Origin of the sequence: Variovorax sp. Root411 (assembly GCF_001425205.1) — a bacterium.
Taxonomy (GTDB): domain Bacteria; phylum Pseudomonadota; class Gammaproteobacteria; order Burkholderiales; family Burkholderiaceae_C; genus Variovorax.
The window spans coordinates 255,994-272,137 of record NZ_LMDW01000001.1; the positions used below are offsets into that span (position 1 = coordinate 255,994).

Annotated in this window: 15 protein-coding genes; 10 read left to right on the forward strand and 5 right to left on the reverse strand. The window is 66.1% G+C overall.

All coding sequences use genetic code 11. The features are described 5' to 3' along the window. Nucleotides 1–159: 159 nt before the first annotated feature. Together ASC92_RS01095 and ASC92_RS01100 are read left to right on the forward strand one after the other, a co-directional pair. Nucleotides 160–1,050 carry a lysophospholipid acyltransferase family protein gene (locus tag ASC92_RS01095; RefSeq protein ID WP_056509439.1) on the forward strand — a complete coding sequence of 297 codons (891 nt, stop codon included), beginning with the start codon at nt 160–162 and terminating at the stop codon, nt 1,048–1,050. After that, nucleotides 1,047–1,931 (forward strand): lipid A biosynthesis acyltransferase, encoded by an 885-nt coding sequence (locus tag ASC92_RS01100; RefSeq protein ID WP_056509442.1) that lies wholly within the window; start codon nt 1,047–1,049, stop codon nt 1,929–1,931. Before ASC92_RS01095 ends, ASC92_RS01100 begins: the two co-directional genes overlap by 4 nt. Here the strand turns inward: ASC92_RS01100 and ASC92_RS01105 are convergent. Then, nucleotides 1,925–2,839 carry an alpha/beta fold hydrolase gene (locus tag ASC92_RS01105; RefSeq protein ID WP_056509445.1) on the reverse strand — a complete coding sequence of 305 codons (915 nt, stop codon included), beginning with the start codon at nt 2,837–2,839 and terminating at the stop codon, nt 1,925–1,927. The genes ASC92_RS01100 and ASC92_RS01105 overlap by 7 nt on opposite strands. An 86-nt stretch (nt 2,840–2,925) precedes the next feature. Continuing rightward, nucleotides 2,926–3,669 carry a ribosome biogenesis GTP-binding protein YihA/YsxC gene (yihA, locus tag ASC92_RS01110; protein WP_056509447.1) on the reverse strand — a complete coding sequence of 248 codons (744 nt, stop codon included), beginning with the start codon at nt 3,667–3,669 and terminating at the stop codon, nt 2,926–2,928. Nucleotides 3,670–3,741: 72 nt separating this feature from the next. Between yihA and ASC92_RS01115 the strand changes: the two genes are divergently transcribed. From ASC92_RS01115 to ASC92_RS01135, 5 genes are all read left to right on the forward strand, one after another. Continuing rightward, nucleotides 3,742–4,416: a c-type cytochrome gene (locus ASC92_RS01115; RefSeq protein ID WP_056509450.1), complete on the forward strand. Its 675-nt coding sequence runs from the start codon at nt 3,742–3,744 to the stop codon at nt 4,414–4,416. Between the two features lie 119 nt (nt 4,417–4,535). Beyond that, entirely contained in the window at nt 4,536–6,716 is a 2,181-nt protein-coding gene (locus ASC92_RS01120) for a cytochrome c biogenesis protein ResB (protein ID WP_056509454.1), read from the forward strand. Next, nucleotides 6,713–8,029: a c-type cytochrome biogenesis protein CcsB gene (ccsB, locus tag ASC92_RS01125; RefSeq protein WP_056509457.1), complete on the forward strand. Its 1,317-nt coding sequence runs from the start codon at nt 6,713–6,715 to the stop codon at nt 8,027–8,029. Before ASC92_RS01120 ends, ccsB begins: the two co-directional genes overlap by 4 nt. Nucleotides 8,030–8,145: 116 nt before the next feature. Beyond that, nucleotides 8,146–9,165, forward strand: coding sequence for a protein-methionine-sulfoxide reductase catalytic subunit MsrP (msrP, locus tag ASC92_RS01130; RefSeq protein WP_056509459.1), 1,020 nt, complete (start codon nt 8,146–8,148; stop codon nt 9,163–9,165). 28 nt (nt 9,166–9,193) lie between these two features. Beyond that, on the forward strand, nt 9,194–9,853 hold the full coding sequence (locus ASC92_RS01135; RefSeq protein WP_056509462.1) for a sulfite oxidase heme-binding subunit YedZ: 660 nt from the start codon (nt 9,194–9,196) through the stop codon (nt 9,851–9,853). 17 nt (nt 9,854–9,870) lie between these two features. On the opposite strand, the gene lysA is transcribed toward ASC92_RS01135, so the two are convergent. After that, entirely contained in the window at nt 9,871–11,157 is a 1,287-nt protein-coding gene (lysA, locus tag ASC92_RS01140; RefSeq protein WP_056509465.1) for a diaminopimelate decarboxylase, read from the reverse strand. After that, nucleotides 11,154–11,432 (reverse strand): LPS translocon maturation chaperone LptM, encoded by a 279-nt coding sequence (lptM, locus tag ASC92_RS27815; protein WP_082519443.1) that lies wholly within the window; start codon nt 11,430–11,432, stop codon nt 11,154–11,156. The genes lysA and lptM overlap by 4 nt, the downstream gene beginning before the upstream one ends. Before the next feature lie 12 nt (nt 11,433–11,444). Between lptM and cyaY the strand changes: the two genes are divergently transcribed. Further along, nucleotides 11,445–11,777 carry an iron donor protein CyaY gene (gene cyaY / locus ASC92_RS01150; RefSeq protein WP_056509470.1) on the forward strand — a complete coding sequence of 111 codons (333 nt, stop codon included), beginning with the start codon at nt 11,445–11,447 and terminating at the stop codon, nt 11,775–11,777. 16 nt (nt 11,778–11,793) lie between these two features. Here the strand turns inward: cyaY and ASC92_RS01155 are convergent, their stop codons facing one another. Next, nucleotides 11,794–14,208 carry a penicillin-binding protein 1A gene (locus ASC92_RS01155; protein ID WP_056509474.1) on the reverse strand — a complete coding sequence of 805 codons (2,415 nt, stop codon included), beginning with the start codon at nt 14,206–14,208 and terminating at the stop codon, nt 11,794–11,796. A gap of 239 nt (nt 14,209–14,447) precedes the next feature. Here ASC92_RS01155 and ASC92_RS01160 point away from each other — a divergent pair, with 239 nt between their 5' ends. Together ASC92_RS01160 and ASC92_RS01165 are read left to right on the forward strand one after the other, a co-directional pair. Then, the gene (locus tag ASC92_RS01160; RefSeq protein ID WP_056509476.1) at nt 14,448–15,527 is read left to right on the forward strand and encodes a pilus assembly protein PilM; all 1,080 of its coding nucleotides are present in this window, start codon (nt 14,448–14,450) and stop codon (nt 15,525–15,527) included. Then, a complete protein-coding gene (locus tag ASC92_RS01165; protein WP_056509479.1) occupies nt 15,524–16,144 on the forward strand; it encodes a PilN domain-containing protein in 621 nt (206 codons plus the stop codon). Before ASC92_RS01160 ends, ASC92_RS01165 begins: the two co-directional genes overlap by 4 nt.

Here is a 16,144-nt window from a genome sequence, read left to right on the forward strand (position 1 = left end):
CGAACGCTTTAGCAGATGTCGGTGAATCGACGGGGCACAATCGCTTTGCGCTTGTGTTTGTCGCCCTGCAAGTTGTTCCGTAACTCGGCGACAATTTGGATTCTATTCGAGCCGTGCATACCATGCGCGCGCGTCCGTTTTTTGACCCTCCCGCTTTCAATGATCACCCTGTTTCGCCTGCTCGCCCGCGTGCCGATGCCGTTGATGCATCGGCTCGGTGCCATGCTGGGCTGGCTGGTCTGGTGGAGCGCGCCGGACTACCGCCGCCGCTTCAAGGCCAACGCCGAGAGCGCGGGCTTCGCGCCCGGCCAGTACCGTCCCGCCATCGCCGCCGCCGGCAAGATGGCTTCCGAGCTGCCCTGGCTCTGGCTGCGCCCGCACGGCGAGACCGTGCTGCACCGCGTGGTGCGCTGGGAGGGCGTCGAGGCTTTCGAGGCCGCCATGCAGGCGAAGAAGGGCGTGATCCTGGTGGCGCCGCACCTCGGCAGCTGGGAGATGTGCGGCCAGGCCATCGGCGAGCGCTTCCTGGCGGCCTACGGGCCGATCACGGCGCTGTTCCGGCCGGCGCGCAAGAAGTGGATGGCCGACCTGATCGCCGCCGGCTCGCGCGACCGGCCCGGCCTGCAGACGCTGCCGACCAACAACAGCGGCGTGCGCGGCCTGATCCGCACGCTGCGCAGCGGCGGCTACACCGGCATCCTGCCCGACCAGGTGCCGCCGATGGGGCAGGGCGTCTGGGCGCCGTTCCTGGGCCGTCCCGCCTACACCATGACCCTGCTTCCCCGCCTTGCGCAACAGACCGGCGCGGCCTGCTTCCTGAGCGTCTGTGAGCGGCTGCCGAACGGCGCCGGCTACGTGGTCCGCTTCGAACCCATCGTCGGCACGGCGTTGACCGATCCGGCCGCCTCCATCGAGGACGCGGCCGCGGCCATGAACGACGCCATCGGCCGGCTGATTCACAGCCTGCCGGGGCAATACGTGTGGGACTACGCCCGCTACAAGGAGCCGCGCGCCGAGCGCGTGGCCGCCGCCACCGGGGAGGCCGCATGAGCCTCGGTTCCCGACTCGGCATCGGCTTCATGCGCGTGATCGCGCCGCTGCCACTGCCGCTCGTGCGCGGCTTCGGCGCGTTCCTCGGCCGCATCCTGCACACCGTCGCCGTGCCGCGGCGGCGCGTTGTCGACACCAACCTGGCGGTCTGCTTTCCAGAGAAATCGGAGGCCGAGCGCCGTGCCATCGCGCGCCAGACCTTCGTCTACGTGGCGCAGTCCTGGCTGGACCGCAGCTGGCTCTGGCATGCGCCCGAGAAGGTGGTGGCGAGGCGGCTCAAGGTGGTCGGGGCGGCGTCGGAGATCCGCGAGATCGCCGACGGCGAGGCGCCGATGATCTTGTTCGCGCCGCATTTCTACGGCTTGGACGCTGCGGCCACCGCGCTGACCATGCACACGGCGCGCCCCTCGGCCACCATCTACACGACCCAGCGCGATCCGATGGTCGATGCCTGGATCCGCGAGGGCCGCACGCGCTTCGGCGATGTGGCGGCGCTCAACCGGGTTGACGGCATCAAGCCCGTGCTGCAGGGCCTGCGCAAGGGCGGCCTGCTGTACCTGCTGCCCGACATGGACTTCGGCCGCGACCAGACCATCTTCGTGCCGTTCTACGGCGTGCAGGCGGCCACCGTGCCCTCGCTCTCGCGCTTTGCGCGGCTGGGCAAGGCCAAGGTGGTGCCGGTGGTATCGAAGCTCACGGCCGACGGCTACGAGATCGAGGTGCTGCCGCAATGGCAGAATTTCCCGACCGATGACGTGGAGGCCGACACCGCGCTCATGAACACGCGGCTGCAGGGCTACATCGACACGATGCCGGCGCAGTACTACTGGGTGCACCGCCGTTTCAAGACCCGCCCGGAAGGCGAGCCCCGAATCTATTGATTGCGCTGCAGGAAGCCCTCGATCTCGCGGGCCACCAGCTGCGGCTGCTCGTGCACGATCCAGTGGGTCGCGTTCGGCACCTTCTTGACCTCGAGCTTCGGCACGTACTCGTCGAGTCCTTCGAGCAGGCCGGGCAGCAGCGCCGCGTCGTCGAGTGCCCAGAACACGAAGGTCGGCACGTCCACCGTGAGCCGCTCGCGCGGCAGCACCGGGATGCCGTCGATGGTCTGGCCCGGCAGCGGCGGCTTCATCGGCGTCACGCGGTAGAGGTTGCAGGCGCCCGTGAGGCCTGCGCCCCAGACTTCGCGGTACTTCTGCTTCACTTCCTCGGTGAGCCAGCCGAAGCCATCCGCACCGGCCTTCATCAGCAGGAAGAAGGGCCACATGCGCTTGAAGTCGTCGGCTGCAAGCAGCGTCTCGGCGTCGGGGCGCGCGAGGAAGTTCATGTAGGCGCTGGCCTGCTGCTGCGCCGCGCTGTTGCGCAGTTCGCGCGTGAAGGTGCCAGGGTGCGGCGAGTTGATGATGACCAGCTTGCCGATCTGCTGCGGGAACGCGTTGGCATAGCCCCAGGCAAAGGCGCCGCCCCAGTCGTGGGCCACCAGCGCGGCCATGGTGCCGTCGGTGCTTTCGGTCGCCACGAGCTGCTGGATGTCCTGGATCAGCAGGTGCGCCTTGTAGGCCGCCACGTCGGTCGGCGCGCTCGACTTCTCGAAGCCGCGCAGGTTGGGTGCCACACAGCGGTAGCCGCCGTGGGCGGGATCCGAGAAGTACGCCAGCAGTTCGTCCCAAATGAACGCGGCTTCGGGGAAGCCGTGGAGGAACACCATCAGCGGCCGCCCCGGCTGGCCGGCAGCGCGGCAACTCAGGGTGGTGCCGTTGGGCAGGCTGCGTTGGAAGGTCTCGATCATGCTTCTTGTCTCCTTGGGTTGACTGTCGCTATTCTTTTGATAGTGAACTACGCACGCTGGACGGCCCATGCAGCCTGTTCTGGGGCTCAGGCTTCTGCTGGCGGCTCCGGTGGTTCGGCAGATGCCGCCGCGGTCTCTTCCGGATGCACCCAGCGCCACAGCAGCTCGGCCGCTTCACCGACGCCCTGCTTCTTCAGCGCGGAGAACAGTTTCACCTCGCCGCCGCCAGCATTCAGTCGCGTAATCGACAGCACCTTGGCGGCTTCGCTGCGTGTGAGCTTGTCGGACTTGGTCAGCAGCACGAGGAACTTGAGGCCCTGCTCCACGCGCGGGCGGATCACGTCGAGCAGGATCTCGTCGAGTTCGGTCAGGCCGTGGCGCGGATCGCACATCAGGACCACGCCGCGCAGGCTCTCACGCGTCATCAGGTAGTTGCCCATCACGCGCTGCCAGCGCAGCTTGGCTTCCTTCGGCACGGCCGCGTAGCCGTAGCCGGGCAGGTCGGCCAGCACCGCATCGTCGACCTTCTGCTTGCCGATGCCGAACAGGTTGATGTGCTGCGTGCGGCCCGGCGTCTTGGAGGCGAAGGCCAGCCGCGTCTGCTGCGTGAGGGTATTGATGGCGGTCGATTTGCCCGCATTGGAGCGGCCGACGAAGGCGATCTCGGGCAGGTCGACGGGCGGCAGGTGTTCCAGCTGGGGGGCGCTGGTCAGGAAGTGGGCGGTATGCAACCAGCCCAGTGCCACGCGTTCGCGTTCGGCGACCTGGGGGTCCGCGGCGGGAGCCGCGCGGGGAGGATAGGCAGCGGGCTTGGCGCGCGGGGAGGGCATCTACGGACTTTCGAAACAAGGCCCACATTGTAGAATCGTGAGGTTTTGCGCCATAAATTCGAAGCCCCCGATATGAAGTTGTTTGCCAATATTCTGCTTGCAGCCCTCGTGGGCATCGCATCCAGCGCGAGTTTTGCAGCCGATGAACACGCGGCTGCTCCGAGTGCAGCGGCGCCTGCCCAGCCCGCCAAGCCCGACCCCGCCAAGGGGGACACGCTGTTCAGCGCGAGCACCCCGACGATCCAGAGCTGCGCCTCATGCCACAACGCCGACGGCAATTCGACCATCGCGGCCAATCCCAAGCTGGCGCAACAACACCCCGAATACATCGTCAAGCAGTTGCAGGACTTCAAGTCCGGCAAGCGCAAGAACAGCGTCATGACCTCGATGGCCTCGCACCTCAGCGACCAGGACATGCGCGATATCGCCTGGTTCGTCGGCTCGAAGAAGGTCAAGCCGGGCTTCTCGAAGGACAAGGACACGATTGCCCTGGGCGAGAAGATCTATCGCGGCGGCATCGGCGAGCGCCAAGTCCCGGCCTGCGCCGGCTGCCACAGCCCGAACGGCGCCGGCATCCCCGCCCAGTACCCGCGCCTGGGCGGCCAGAACGCCGACTACACCGTGGCCCAGCTCACGGCCTTCCGCGACAACGTGCGCCTGAACAGCATTCCCATGACCGGCGTCGCCGCCAAGCTCAACGACAGGGAAATCAAGGCCGTCGCCGACTACATTGCCGGTTTGCGTTGATGATGGCGCTCCCTGGAGCGTGAACCAGCCGCCGAAAACAACCCCAAACAAAAGGCGGGCCGATCCAGCAGGATGGCCCGCCTTTTTGCTTTTTTCCTCTCTTTCCCTACTGTCGTCCGATGTCCGTCTCCACCCATGGCCTTCGCGTTCATCGCGGCCCGCAGATGCTTCGCGCTGCGGTGGAGCTGTTTTCGTCGATGCGCTTCGCGATCGCGCTGCTCACCATCATCTGCATCGCGTCGATCATCGGCACCGTGCTCAAGCAGCATGAGCCGATCAACAACTACATCAACCAGTTCGGGCCGTTCTGGGCCGAACTGTTCCGCGCGGCCAGGCTCGACTCGATCTACAGCGCCTGGTGGTTCCTGCTGATCCTGCTGTTCCTCGTGATCAGCACCACGCTGTGCATCGCGCGCAACACGCCGCGCATCATGGTCGACCTCAAGACCTTCAAGGAAGACATCCGCGCGCAGAGCCTGAAGGCTTTCGGCCAGCGCGCCGAGAACCGGCTCGGCGAAATGCCCGAAGCGGCGGCCAACCGCATCGGCCAGCTGCTGGTGAGCGGTGGCTGGAAGGTCAAGCTGCAACGGCGCGACGCCACCAGCGGCAGCCGGCCGACTGCTGCCGGCTGGATGGTCGCGGCGCGCGCCGGTGGCGCCCACAAGCTCGGCTACATCGCGGCCCACAGCGCGATCGTGCTGGTGTGCATCGGCGGCCTGCTCGACGGCGACCTCGTGGTGCGCGCGCAGACCTGGTTCAACGGCAAGAGCGTGTTCACCGGCGGCGGCATGATCGCCGACGTGGCGCCGGAGCACCGCCTGTCGGCCGCCAACCCGACCTTCCGCGGCAACATCCTCGTGCCCGAGGGCGGGCAGGGCAGCGTGGCCATCCTGAACCAGTCCGACGGCGTGCTGCTGCAGGAGCTGCCGTTCTCCATCGAGCTGAAGAAGTTCATCGTCGACTACTACTCGACCGGCATGCCCAAGCTCTTCGCGAGCGAGGTGGTGCTGCACGACCGCGAGACCGGCGCGCAGGTGCCGGCGCGCATCGAGGTCAACCATCCGGCCAGCTACAAGGGCGTGGAGATCTACCAGTCGAGCTTCGACGACGGCGGCTCCAGGGTGAAGCTCAAGGCGGTGCCGATGGCGGCCGCGGCCAAGCCCTTCGAGGTAGAGGGCATCATCGGCGGCCCGAGCACCGAAATCACCAACGGCCGCGACAAGCTCACGCTCGAGTTCGCCGCGCTGCGCGTGATCAACGTCGAGAACTTTGCCGATGGCGGCGCCATGGGCAGCGGCGCCGACGTGCGCAAGGTCGACCTGCGCCACGACATCGAGTCGCGCCTGGGCGCCGCCAACAAAACCAACAAACCGAAGGTGCTGCGCAACATCGGCCCGAGCATCGGCTACAAGCTGCGCGATGCCGCCGGCCAGGCGCGCGAGTACCAGAACTACATGGTGCCGGTCGACACCGGCGACGGCCAGCCGGTGTTCCTGCTGGGCATGCGCGAGAAGCCCGAGGACCCGTTCCGCTACCTGCGCGTGCCGGCCGACGAACAGGGCTCGATGGACGGTTTCGTGCGCATGCGCGCCGCGCTCGGCGATGCCGATACCCGCGCCCGTGCCATCGAGCGCTACATCGCGAAGGCGACCGACCCCAAGCGGCCCGAGATGGCCGAGCAGTTGCGCGTATCGGCCACACGCGCGTTGGCGCTGTTTGCGGGCACCGAGCGCGCCAAGGCCGACGCCACCACGGCGGGTGGCTGGCAGGCGATTGCCGAGTTCATGGAAGTCAACGTGCCCGAGGCCGAACGCGAGCGCGCCGGCAGCGTGCTGGTGCGCATCCTCAACGACGTGCTGTTCGAGGTGCTCAACCTGGGCCGCGAAGGCGCCGGCCTCGCCGCGCTGCCGAACGACCAGAAGTCGCAGGCCTACCTGACGCAGGCAGTGCTGGCCATCAGCGACGCGCATTTCTACCCGGCCCCGGTCGCGATGATGATGACCGACTTCACCCAGGTGCAGGCCAGCGTGTTCCAGGTGGCGCGTGCCCCTGGCAAGAACGTCGTCTATCTGGGTTGCCTGTTGCTGATCGTCGGGATTTTTGCCATGCTGTACGTGCGCGAGCGCCGCCTCTGGGTGTGGCTGACGCCCGACGGCACGGCTGCCGAAGGCGAGACATCCGGGACAGCGGCCACGATGGCGTTCTCGGTCAATCGCAAGACCATCGACAGCGACCGCGAATTCGAGCACCTCAAGCACAAGTTGCTCGCCCTGAGCAAGACAGAAGCACAGACACGATGAACACCACGACCCTCACGCTCAATGAAAGCTGGCTTTCGCGCCGCAACCTGTTCGATTGGGTGTTCGCGGCGCTGGTGCTGGCGGGCGGCCTGTTCGCGTTCACGCGCTACGCGGGATCGATGGACTACTACGAGAAGCCGATCCTTGCCGCCGCCGTGGCCGCGATGATCGCCATCGGCTGGTTCTGGCGGCCGCTGCGCGTGCTGGCCATTGTGGTCGCCGCGGCGTCGCTGCTGGCCATCAGCTCGTACCAGGGTGACCTGGCGCGGGCCGACACGGTGTTCTGGCTCAAGTACTTCCTGTCGAGCCAGTCGGCCATTCTCTGGATGAGCGTGCTGTTCTTCATGAGCACGCTGTTTTACTGGCTCGGCTTCTTCGGCGGCAAGCAGTCGGACACCTTCGACATGATCGGCTCGCGGCTGGCCTGGGCGGCCGTAACGATGGCGCTGATCGGCACCATGGTGCGCTGGTACGAAAGCCACCAGCTCGGCCCGGACATCGGCCACATCCCGGTCAGCAACCTGTACGAAGTGTTCGTGCTGTTCTGCTGGCTCACGGCCGCGTTCTATCTCTACTTCGAAGAGCGCTACAACACGCGCGCGCTCGGCGCCTTCGTGATGCTGGTGGTCAGCGCGGCGGTCGGCTTCCTGCTCTGGTACACGATCGTGCGCGAGGCGCACGAGATCCAGCCGCTGGTGCCGGCCCTGCAGAGCTGGTGGATGAAGCTGCACGTGCCCGCCAACTTCATCGGCTACGGCACCTTCTCGCTCGCGGCCATGGTGGCCTTCGCCTACCTCATCAAGGAGCAGGCCGACGAGAAGCGCTGGTACAAGCTCACGCCGATCTGGCTGCTGGGCGTGGCGCTGTGCTTCGTGCCGGTGGCGTTCCGCCAGCGCGTGCAGGAAGCCGGCGGCAGCTACTGGGTAATCTATGCGGGCATCTCCGCGCTGATCGCGGCGGGCATCTTGCTGGGGCGCAAGCGCATCGCGGCGCGGCTGCCGGCCAACGAGGTGCTCGACGACGTCATGTACAAGTCGATCACGGTCGGCTTTGCCTTCTTCACCATCGCCACCGTGCTCGGCGCCCTGTGGGCCGCCGACGCCTGGGGCGGCTACTGGAGCTGGGACCCGAAGGAAACCTGGGCGCTGATCGTCTGGCTCAACTACGCGGCCTGGCTGCACATGCGGCTCGTGAAGGGCCTGCGCGGCACCGTGGCGGCTTGGTGGGCGCTGGGCGGGCTGGCGGTCACGACATTCGCCTTCCTCGGCGTGAACATGTTCCTGAGCGGGCTGCACAGCTACGGCACCCTGTAGGCACGGGCCTGCGGTCTTTCGCGAAGAATTGAAACCGCGCGCCGCTGCGGCGCGTAACCAAATCGGGACTGCTCACGAACTACCCTGAGCACAACGATTCACGCGAAAGGCCTGCCATGTCGTTCCAATCCCGCCCGATCCACCGCAGCAACAGCGGCAACGGTTTCATCCACCCGCTGTCGAGCGAGATCACGCCGCGCGCTGCCTACGAAGGCCGGCGCGACCTGCTGAAGCTCATGGCCGGCGGCGCGGCGGGTGCGGCGCTGGCCGGCTTCGCCTCGCGCGAAGCCTGGGCCCAGGCCGAGCGGCCCAACAAGCTTGCGCCGCTGCCCGGCGCCAAGTCGGCCGTGCCGGGCGCCATGTCGATGGACAAGCTCACCGAATACAAGGACGTCACGAGCTACAACAATTTCTACGAGTTCGGCACCGACAAGGCCGACCCGGCCAAGAACGCCGGCACGCTGAAGACGCGGCCCTGGACCGTGGAGGTCGAAGGGCTGGTCAAGAAGCCGGGCAAGTACGGCATCGAGGACCTGCTGAAGCTCAGCGCGCAGGAAGAGCGCATCTACCGCCTGCGCTGCGTCGAGGGCTGGTCGATGGTGATTCCGTGGGTCGGCTACTCGTTGGCAGAGCTCATCAAGAAGGTCGAGCCGCAGGGCAACGCCAAATACGTCGAGTTCGTGACGCTGGCCGACCCGAAGACCATGCCCTTCGTCGGCTCGCGCGTGCTCGACTGGCCCTACACCGAAGGCCTGCGCATGGACGAGGCGATGCACCCGCTCGCGCTGCTGGCCTTCGGCATGTACGGCGAGGTGCTGCCCAACCAGAACGGCGCGCCGGTACGGCTCGTGGTGCCGTGGAAGTACGGCTTCAAGTCGGCCAAGTCGATCGTCAAGATCCGCTTCGTCGAGAAGGAGCCGAGCACCGCGTGGAACAAGGCGGCGGCCAACGAGTACGGTTTCTATTCGAACGTGAACCCGAACGTCGACCATCCGCGCTGGAGCCAGGCCACGGAGCGCCGCATCGGCGACGGCGGCGGCCTGTTCGCCAAGCGGCGCAAGACCGAGATGTTCAATGGCTACGAAGCCCAGGTCGGCCAGCTCTATGCAGGCATGGACCTGAAGAAGAACTACTAAGCTCGCTTCGGTAACCGGTCTTCGCCCCATGAACAAGCTGCTCATGCATCCGGCGACCAAGCCGGTCATCTTCCTGCTGTGCCTGCTGCCGTTCGCGCGGCTGGCCTACGGCGCCTTCACGGACGGGCTCGGCGCCAACCCGGCCGAGTTCCTGATCCGCGCCGCGGGCGACTGGACGCTGCGCTTCATCTGCATCGTGCTGGCGGTGACGCCGCTGCGCGTGATGACCAAGTGGAATGCACTCGCACGCCTGCGCCGCATGCTGGGCCTGTTCGCGTACTTCTACGTGGTGCTGCACCTGCTGTGCTACAGCTGGTTCGACATGGGCTTCGAGTGGGGCGACATCGCCAAGGACATCGCGAAACGACCGTTCATCCTGGTGGGCTTCTCTGCCTTCGTGCTGCTGACGCCGCTGGCGGCTACATCGTTCAACCGCGCGATCAAGGCCATGGGCGCGAAGCGCTGGCAGACGCTGCACAAGCTGGTCTATGTGATCGCGGGGCTCGGCCTGCTGCACTTCTTCTGGATGCGCGCGGGCAAGAACAACTTCGCCGAAGTGTTCGTCTACGCCGCGATCATCGGATTGCTGCTCGGGTGGCGCGTGTGGAATTTCGCGAGCAAGCAGCGCAAGGCGAAGCCGCCTGCGGTGGCGGCGCGCGGCAGCGAGAAGCCGCTGCGCACCGGCTGACCGCCGGCAATCAGCAATCAGCCGTCGATCTCGGCGCGCAGCTGGTCTTCCATCGTCTCGCGGCGGCGGATCAGCTTGGCGGTGGTGCCGCTCACCAGCACTTCGGCGGCACGGCCGCGCGTGTTGTAGTTGCTGGACATGCTCATGCAGTACGCGCCGGCCGACAGCACGGCCAACAGGTCGCCGGCCACCACGTTGAGCGCGCGGTCGCGGCCGATCCAGTCGCCGCTCTCGCAGACCGGGCCGACCACGTCGTAGATCGGCGCATCGCCGGCGCGCTCGCGCAGCGGCACGATGCGCTGGAAGGCTTGGTACATCGCGGGGCGCGGCAGGTCGTTCATGGCCGCGTCGACGATGCAGAAGTTCTTGTCCTCACCGGGCTTGGTGTAGAGCACTTCGGTCACGCAGACGCCGGCATTGCCGACCAGCGAGCGGCCCGGTTCGATCACCAGCTTGCGCTGGCCGAAGCCGCGCGCGTCGAGCTTGGCGAGCAACTGCTGCCAGAGCGCATCGGCCTTGGGCGGCACTTCGCCGTTGTAGTCGATGCCCAGGCCGCCGCCGAAGTCCAGGTGATGGATCGGCACGCCGGCCGCTTCGATCGCCTCGACCAGGTCCAGCACGCGGTCGCAGGCGTCCAGGTAGGGCGAGGCTTCGGTGATCTGCGAGCCGATGTGGCAGTCGATGCCCACCACCTCCAGTCCCGGCAGCCGCGCGGCGTGCCGGTAGGCCTCGACTGCTCGGTCGTGCGCGATGCCGAACTTGTTGCCCTTGAGGCCGGTGGAGATGTAGGGATGCGTCTTGGGATCGACGTTCGGATTGATGCGGATGCTGATGGGCGCGCGCTTGCCCTCGGCCAGCGCCACCTCGTTGAGCACGTCGAGCTCGGCCTCGCTCTCGACGTTGAAGCAGGCGATGCCGGCGGCAAGGGCCTCGCGCATTTCCGCGCGGGTCTTGCCCACGCCCGAGAAGATGATCTTCTTCGGATCGGCGCCCACGGCCAGCACGCGTGCCAGCTCACCGCCCGAGACGATGTCGAAGCCGCAGCCGGCCTCGGCGAACACGCGCAGCACGCCGAGCGACGAATTGGCCTTCATCGCATAGCAGATGAGTGCGTCGCGGCCCTCGAAGCCGCGCTGGTAGGCCGCGAGGGCGTCCAGCATCCATTGCTTCGAATAGACGAAAAGAGGCGTGCCGTGCTCGCGCGCCAGCGCTTCGAGCGCGACGCCTTCGACGTGCAGCGCGCCGTCGCGTTGCGCAACGTGAGGCTGGCCGGGCAGGGCGGCGGAGTTGATGCTGGCACTCATTTGCGCGGTTCCGTGCTGTTGCTGGCCGGTGCGCTGGCGGCAGCGGCCGGTGCGGGCGCCGCCTCGCTGGAGCTGGAGCTGGATGAAGAGGACCGCAAGCTCTCGGGCGTCATGAGCTGCGGCAGCGTGGCTCGTCCGGCGGCGGCAGGATCGGTCGGCAGGTACAGCGCACCGCGCTGTCCGCAGGCAACCAGGGCGGTGGTGCCTGCAACGAGGCAGACCATGAGCGCAGCGCGGGCGCGGGTGCTCACTAGAATTTGGCGAACGTTCAACATAGCGAAATTGTAATGACCGACACCGAGTACATGGACCGCGCCGAAGCCGCGCTCGCCGCCATCGAGCAGGGATGCGACCGCATCAACGATGCGACCGACGCCGACATCGACAACCAGAGGGTGGGCGGGATGATCACGATGTCATTCCGCAACGGCAGCCAGTTGATCGTAAATCTGCAGAAGCCGCTGCAGGAAATCTGGCTCGCCGCGCGTTCCGGCGGCTACCACTACCGCCACGATGGCCGGGCCTGGGTCGATACCAAGACCGGGGAAGAGTTCTTCGGCAACCTGTCGCGCGAAGCGACCCTGCAGGCAGGCCAGCCGCTGGCGTTCGCGGCCGCCTGATTCTTCTTCGTCGCCGTCAGTTGCGGAAAAGATCGAGGATGCGGTTGCGCTCCTCGGGCGGGGCCGGCGGACTCACCGGGGCGCCGGTCAGGGCTTCCACCGGCGCCGCAGCCGCGGACTCCACGCCCAGGCTTGCCACGCCGCGTCCCGGCGCATAGTCGTCGTAGTACCACTCGCCGCCTACGTTCACGATGCCGGAAGGCGGTGCGGTGGCGATATCGGTCACGGGGATGCCCTTGATCGCGGTCTCCATGTAGGCAATCCAGATCGGCAGGCTCAGGCCGCCGCCGGTTTCGCGGTCGCCCAGGTTGCGCGGCGTGTCGTAGCCGATCCACGAGATGGCCGTCATGGTGGGCTGGAAGCCTGCGAACCATGCGTCGAGCGAGTCGTTGGTGGTGCCGGTCTTGCCGTAGAGGTCGGGGCGCTTGAGCGTCGCCTGCGCCTTGGCGGCGGTGCCGGCGCGGGCCACCGACTGCAGCAGCGTGTCCATGATGAAGGCGTTGCGTTGGGGAATCGCGCGGTTCGCCTCGTTGAGCAGCGAGGGTTGCTTGTCGACCAGCACCTTGTCCTTGTGGTCGGTGATGCGCGTCACGAGGTAGGGATTGACGCGGTAACCGCCATTGGCGAACACCGAATAGCCCACCGCCATCTGCATCGGGGTGACGGAGCCCGCGCCGAGCGCCATCGGCAGGTAGGCGGGGTGCTTTTCCTTGTCGAAGCCGAAGTTGGTGATCCACTCCTGTGCGTAGCGCGTGCCGATGGACTGCAGGATGCGGATCGACACGAGGTTCTTCGACTTCATCAGCGCGGTGCGCATCGACATCGGGCCGTCGTAGCCGCCGCCGTAGTTCTTGGGCTCCCACGGCTGGCCGCCGGTGGTGCCGGCGTCGAAGAAGAGCGGGCCGTCGTTGATCACCGTGGCGGGGGTGAAGCCCTTCTCGAGCGCCGCCGAATAGATGAACGGCTTGAAGCTCGAACCCGGCTGGCGCCAGGCCTGCGTGACGTGGTTGAACTTGTTCTTGCCGAAATCGAAGCCGCCGACCAGGGCCTTGATGGCGCCGTCGCGCGGGTCCATGGCGACGAACGCGCCTTCCACTTCGGGCAACTGCGTGATCTCCCAGGTGTTCTTCGGCGTCTTCACCACGCGGATGACCGCGCCGCGGCGAATCTTGATGTTGGGCGGGGCCTTGTCGGAGAGGCCGGACTGCGCGGGCTTGAGGCCCTCGCCCGTGATCTGCACCGCGTCGCCGTTGCCGCGCACGGCATCGATCTGCTTGGGCGTGGCCTTGAGCACGACCGCGGCCATCACGTCGCCGTTGTCGGGGTGGTCGTTGAGTGCATCGTCCACGGCCTCGTCGAGATCCTTGGCGTCGCTGGGCAGGTCGACGAACTTCTCGGGGCCGCGATAGATCTGGCGGCGCTCGTAGTCCATGATGCCCTTGCGCAGCGCCTTGTAGGCCGCAGCCTGGTCGGCCGCCACCAGCGAGGTGTAGACCTTGAGGCCGCGCGTATAGGTGCTGTCGCCGTACTGCGCGTACATCAGCTGGCGCACCGTCTCGGCTACGTACTCGGCGTGCAGCCGGTTCGGGTCGGCGGCATCGCGCAGGTGCAGTTCTTCCTTCTTGGCTTCGGTCGCCTGTTCGGCGGTGATGAAGCCGGCTTCCTGCATGCGGTCGATCACGTAGAACTGGCGGCCGCGCGCGCGTTGCGGGTTGTTGACCGGGTTGTTCGCGCCCGGCGCCTTCGGCAGTCCGGCCAGCATGGCAGCCTGGGCGATCGAGAGATCCTGCAGCGGCTTGCCGAAATAAGCTTCGGAGGCAGCGGCAAACCCGTAGGCGCGGTTGCCGAGGTAGATCTGGTTCAGGTAGATCTCGAAGATCTGGTCCTTGGTGAGCAGGTGCTCCAGCTTGAAGGTCAGCAGCACCTCGTAGATCTTGCGGGTGAGAGTCTTCTCGGAACTCAGGTAGACATTGCGCGCCACCTGCATCGTGATGGTCGACGCGCCCTGGCTCTTCACGCGGTTCATGTTCGCCAGGCCCGCACGCACCATGCCCTTGTAGTCGACCCCGCCGTGATCGTAGAAGCGGGCATCTTCGGCAGCCAGCACCGCGTCCTTCACGACCTTCGGAATGGCCGAGATCGGGGTGAGATTGCGGCGCTCCTCGCCGAACTCGCCGATCAGGGTGCCTTCGGCCGAGAAAACCCGCAACGGCAGCTTGGGCCGGTAGTCGGAGAGTTCACTGATGTCGGGCAGGTTCGGGTACGCGACTGCCAGGGCCACCGCCACCACGCACAGCACTGCGAGCACACCGGCAGCGGCAATGCCGAACCCCCAGAAGAAAAAGCGCAACAGCCATTTCAGCCAGGTTGGGCGCTGGGGCTTGGGGGAGGGGGTCTTGGCTGGCCCTTTGGGGCTTGAGGTTTCTTGCATGGAGGGCCGGAGAGTCACCCAACATTATAAAAAGCCGGTCCCATTGCACGATCCGATCTTTGTTGCTGTTGCATCGCTCTAATTCAAAAGTTACAAAATGCAGATTTGACGTCAGGTTTTGACAACGCTTCAGGGTTTTGCCCCCCGGCGTTGCTTGGTGGCCGCCACGCCTGCTGCTAGCATGCAACCGAACGCACTTTTTTCTATTGGTTACAAATACAGGGGGAGAGGGACCTAACTTGGCTGCTCTTGGATCATTGTTTCGTCGTCAGAACGCTCCCCTGCTGGGGCTGGATGTCAGTTCGTCCAGCGTCAAGCTGGTCGAGCTCGGCCGTGAGGCCAGCGGCAAGCTGGTTCTGGAGCGCTGCGCCATCGAACCCCTGGAACGTGGCTGGATCACCGACGGCAACGTCGAAAAGTTCGATGAAGTGGCGGAAGCCGTCCGGCGCGTCATCCGCAAGAGCGGCACGCGCACCCGCAACGTGGCGCTTGCGCTGCCGCCTTCGGCCGTGATCACCAAGAAGATCATTCTTCCGGGTGGCATGAGCGAGCAGGAACTCGAGATTCAGGTCGAATCCGAAGCCAATCAGTACATCCCGTTCTCGCTGGACGAAGTCAGCCTCGACTTCTGCGTTACGGGGCCGAGCACCACCTCCGCCGGTGACGTGGAAGTGCTGATTGCCGCGTCCCGCAAGGAAAAGGTGCAGGACCGCGAAGGCTTGGCGGAAGCCGCCGGACTGAAGGCGATGATCCTCGACGTCGAGTCCTACGCCTCGCGCCTGGCGACCGCCCGCCTGATCGAACAGCTGCCCGGCAAGGGCGTGGACTCGATCGTGGCGCTTTTCGAAGTGGGCGCCTTCACCACCAGCATGCAGGTGCTGCGCAACCAGGAAGTGCTGTACGACCGCGATCAGGCGTTCGGCGGCGCCCAGCTCACGCAATTGATCGTGCGCCAGTACGGTTTTTCCGCAGAGGAAGCCGAAGCGAAGAAGCGCAGCGGCGACCTGCCCGACGACTACGGCTCCGGCGTGCTCAAGCCTTTCGTGGAGGGCATCGCGCAGGAAATCGCGCGCGCGCTCCAGTTCTTCTTCACGAGCACGCCGCACAACCGCGTCGACTACGTGCTGCTGGCTGGCGGCTCGGCGTCGCTGCCGGGCTTGACCAACGCAGTCACGCGGCAGACCTCGTTTGCCTGCTCGCTCCTGAATCCCTTCGACGGCATGGACTTCAGTTCGAACATCCGTGAAAAGAAGGTCCGTCGCGAAGCGCCGTCCTACCTGACCTCTTGCGGGTTGGCCATGCGGAGGTTCCTGCAGTGATCCTCATCAATCTGCTTCCGCACCGCGAAGCTGCACGCAAGCGGCGGCGCGAGGCCTTCTTTGGCACCTTGGGCGCTGCAGCGGTGCTCGGCCTGCTGATCGCCGGCCTGGGCTACCTCTGGTTCGAGGCCCAGATCTCGACGCAGCGATCGAAGAACGGCTTTCTCCAGGCCGAGATCAAGAAGCTCGAAGTCGAAATCAAGGAGATCTCGACGCTGCAGGAAGAAATTGCAGCGCTGCGTGCGCGCCAGCAGGCCGTCGAAGACCTGCAAGGCGACCGCAACCTGCCGGTGCACCTGCTCAACGAACTGGTTCGGCAGCTGCCCGACGGCGTCTACCTGACCAGCATGAAACAGGACAACCAGACGGTCACGCTGCAAGGCATGGCGCAGTCGAACGAACGGGTTTCGGAGCTGCTGCGCAACCTGGGCAACAACAGTCCGTGGCTGGTCAAGCCGGAGCTGGTCGAAATCACGTCGGCGAACGTGAACCTGACCCCGCGCGACCAGCGCCGCGTTGCGAACTTCACGATGCGCATTGGCCTGAAACGCCCCACCGATGCTCAAAAGGCCGCTGCCGACAAGGCCGTGGCTGCGGCGGCTCAATCCAAGGGGTAA

What these genes read in the sequence shown, in the direction of transcription:
- ASC92_RS01095 (WP_056509439.1), top strand. Translation starts at nt 160, where the DNA reads ATGATCACCCTGTTTCGCCTGCTCGCCCGCGTGCCGATGCCGTTGATG.
- ASC92_RS01100 (WP_056509442.1), top strand. Translation starts at nt 1,047, where the DNA reads ATGAGCCTCGGTTCCCGACTCGGCATCGGCTTCATGCGCGTGATCGCG.
- ASC92_RS01105 (WP_056509445.1), bottom strand. Translation starts at nt 2,839, where the DNA reads ATGATCGAGACCTTCCAACGCAGCCTGCCCAACGGCACCACCCTGAGT.
- yihA (WP_056509447.1), bottom strand. Translation starts at nt 3,669, where the DNA reads ATGCCCTCCCCGCGCGCCAAGCCCGCTGCCTATCCTCCCCGCGCGGCT.
- ASC92_RS01115 (WP_056509450.1), top strand. Translation starts at nt 3,742, where the DNA reads ATGAAGTTGTTTGCCAATATTCTGCTTGCAGCCCTCGTGGGCATCGCA.
- ASC92_RS01120 (WP_056509454.1), top strand. Translation starts at nt 4,536, where the DNA reads ATGTCCGTCTCCACCCATGGCCTTCGCGTTCATCGCGGCCCGCAGATG.
- ccsB (WP_056509457.1), top strand. Translation starts at nt 6,713, where the DNA reads ATGAACACCACGACCCTCACGCTCAATGAAAGCTGGCTTTCGCGCCGC.
- msrP (WP_056509459.1), top strand. Translation starts at nt 8,146, where the DNA reads ATGTCGTTCCAATCCCGCCCGATCCACCGCAGCAACAGCGGCAACGGT.
- ASC92_RS01135 (WP_056509462.1), top strand. Translation starts at nt 9,194, where the DNA reads ATGAACAAGCTGCTCATGCATCCGGCGACCAAGCCGGTCATCTTCCTG.
- lysA (WP_056509465.1), bottom strand. Translation starts at nt 11,157, where the DNA reads ATGAGTGCCAGCATCAACTCCGCCGCCCTGCCCGGCCAGCCTCACGTT.
- lptM (WP_082519443.1), bottom strand. Translation starts at nt 11,432, where the DNA reads ATGTTGAACGTTCGCCAAATTCTAGTGAGCACCCGCGCCCGCGCTGCG.
- cyaY (WP_056509470.1), top strand. Translation starts at nt 11,445, where the DNA reads ATGACCGACACCGAGTACATGGACCGCGCCGAAGCCGCGCTCGCCGCC.
- ASC92_RS01155 (WP_056509474.1), bottom strand. Translation starts at nt 14,208, where the DNA reads ATGCAAGAAACCTCAAGCCCCAAAGGGCCAGCCAAGACCCCCTCCCCC.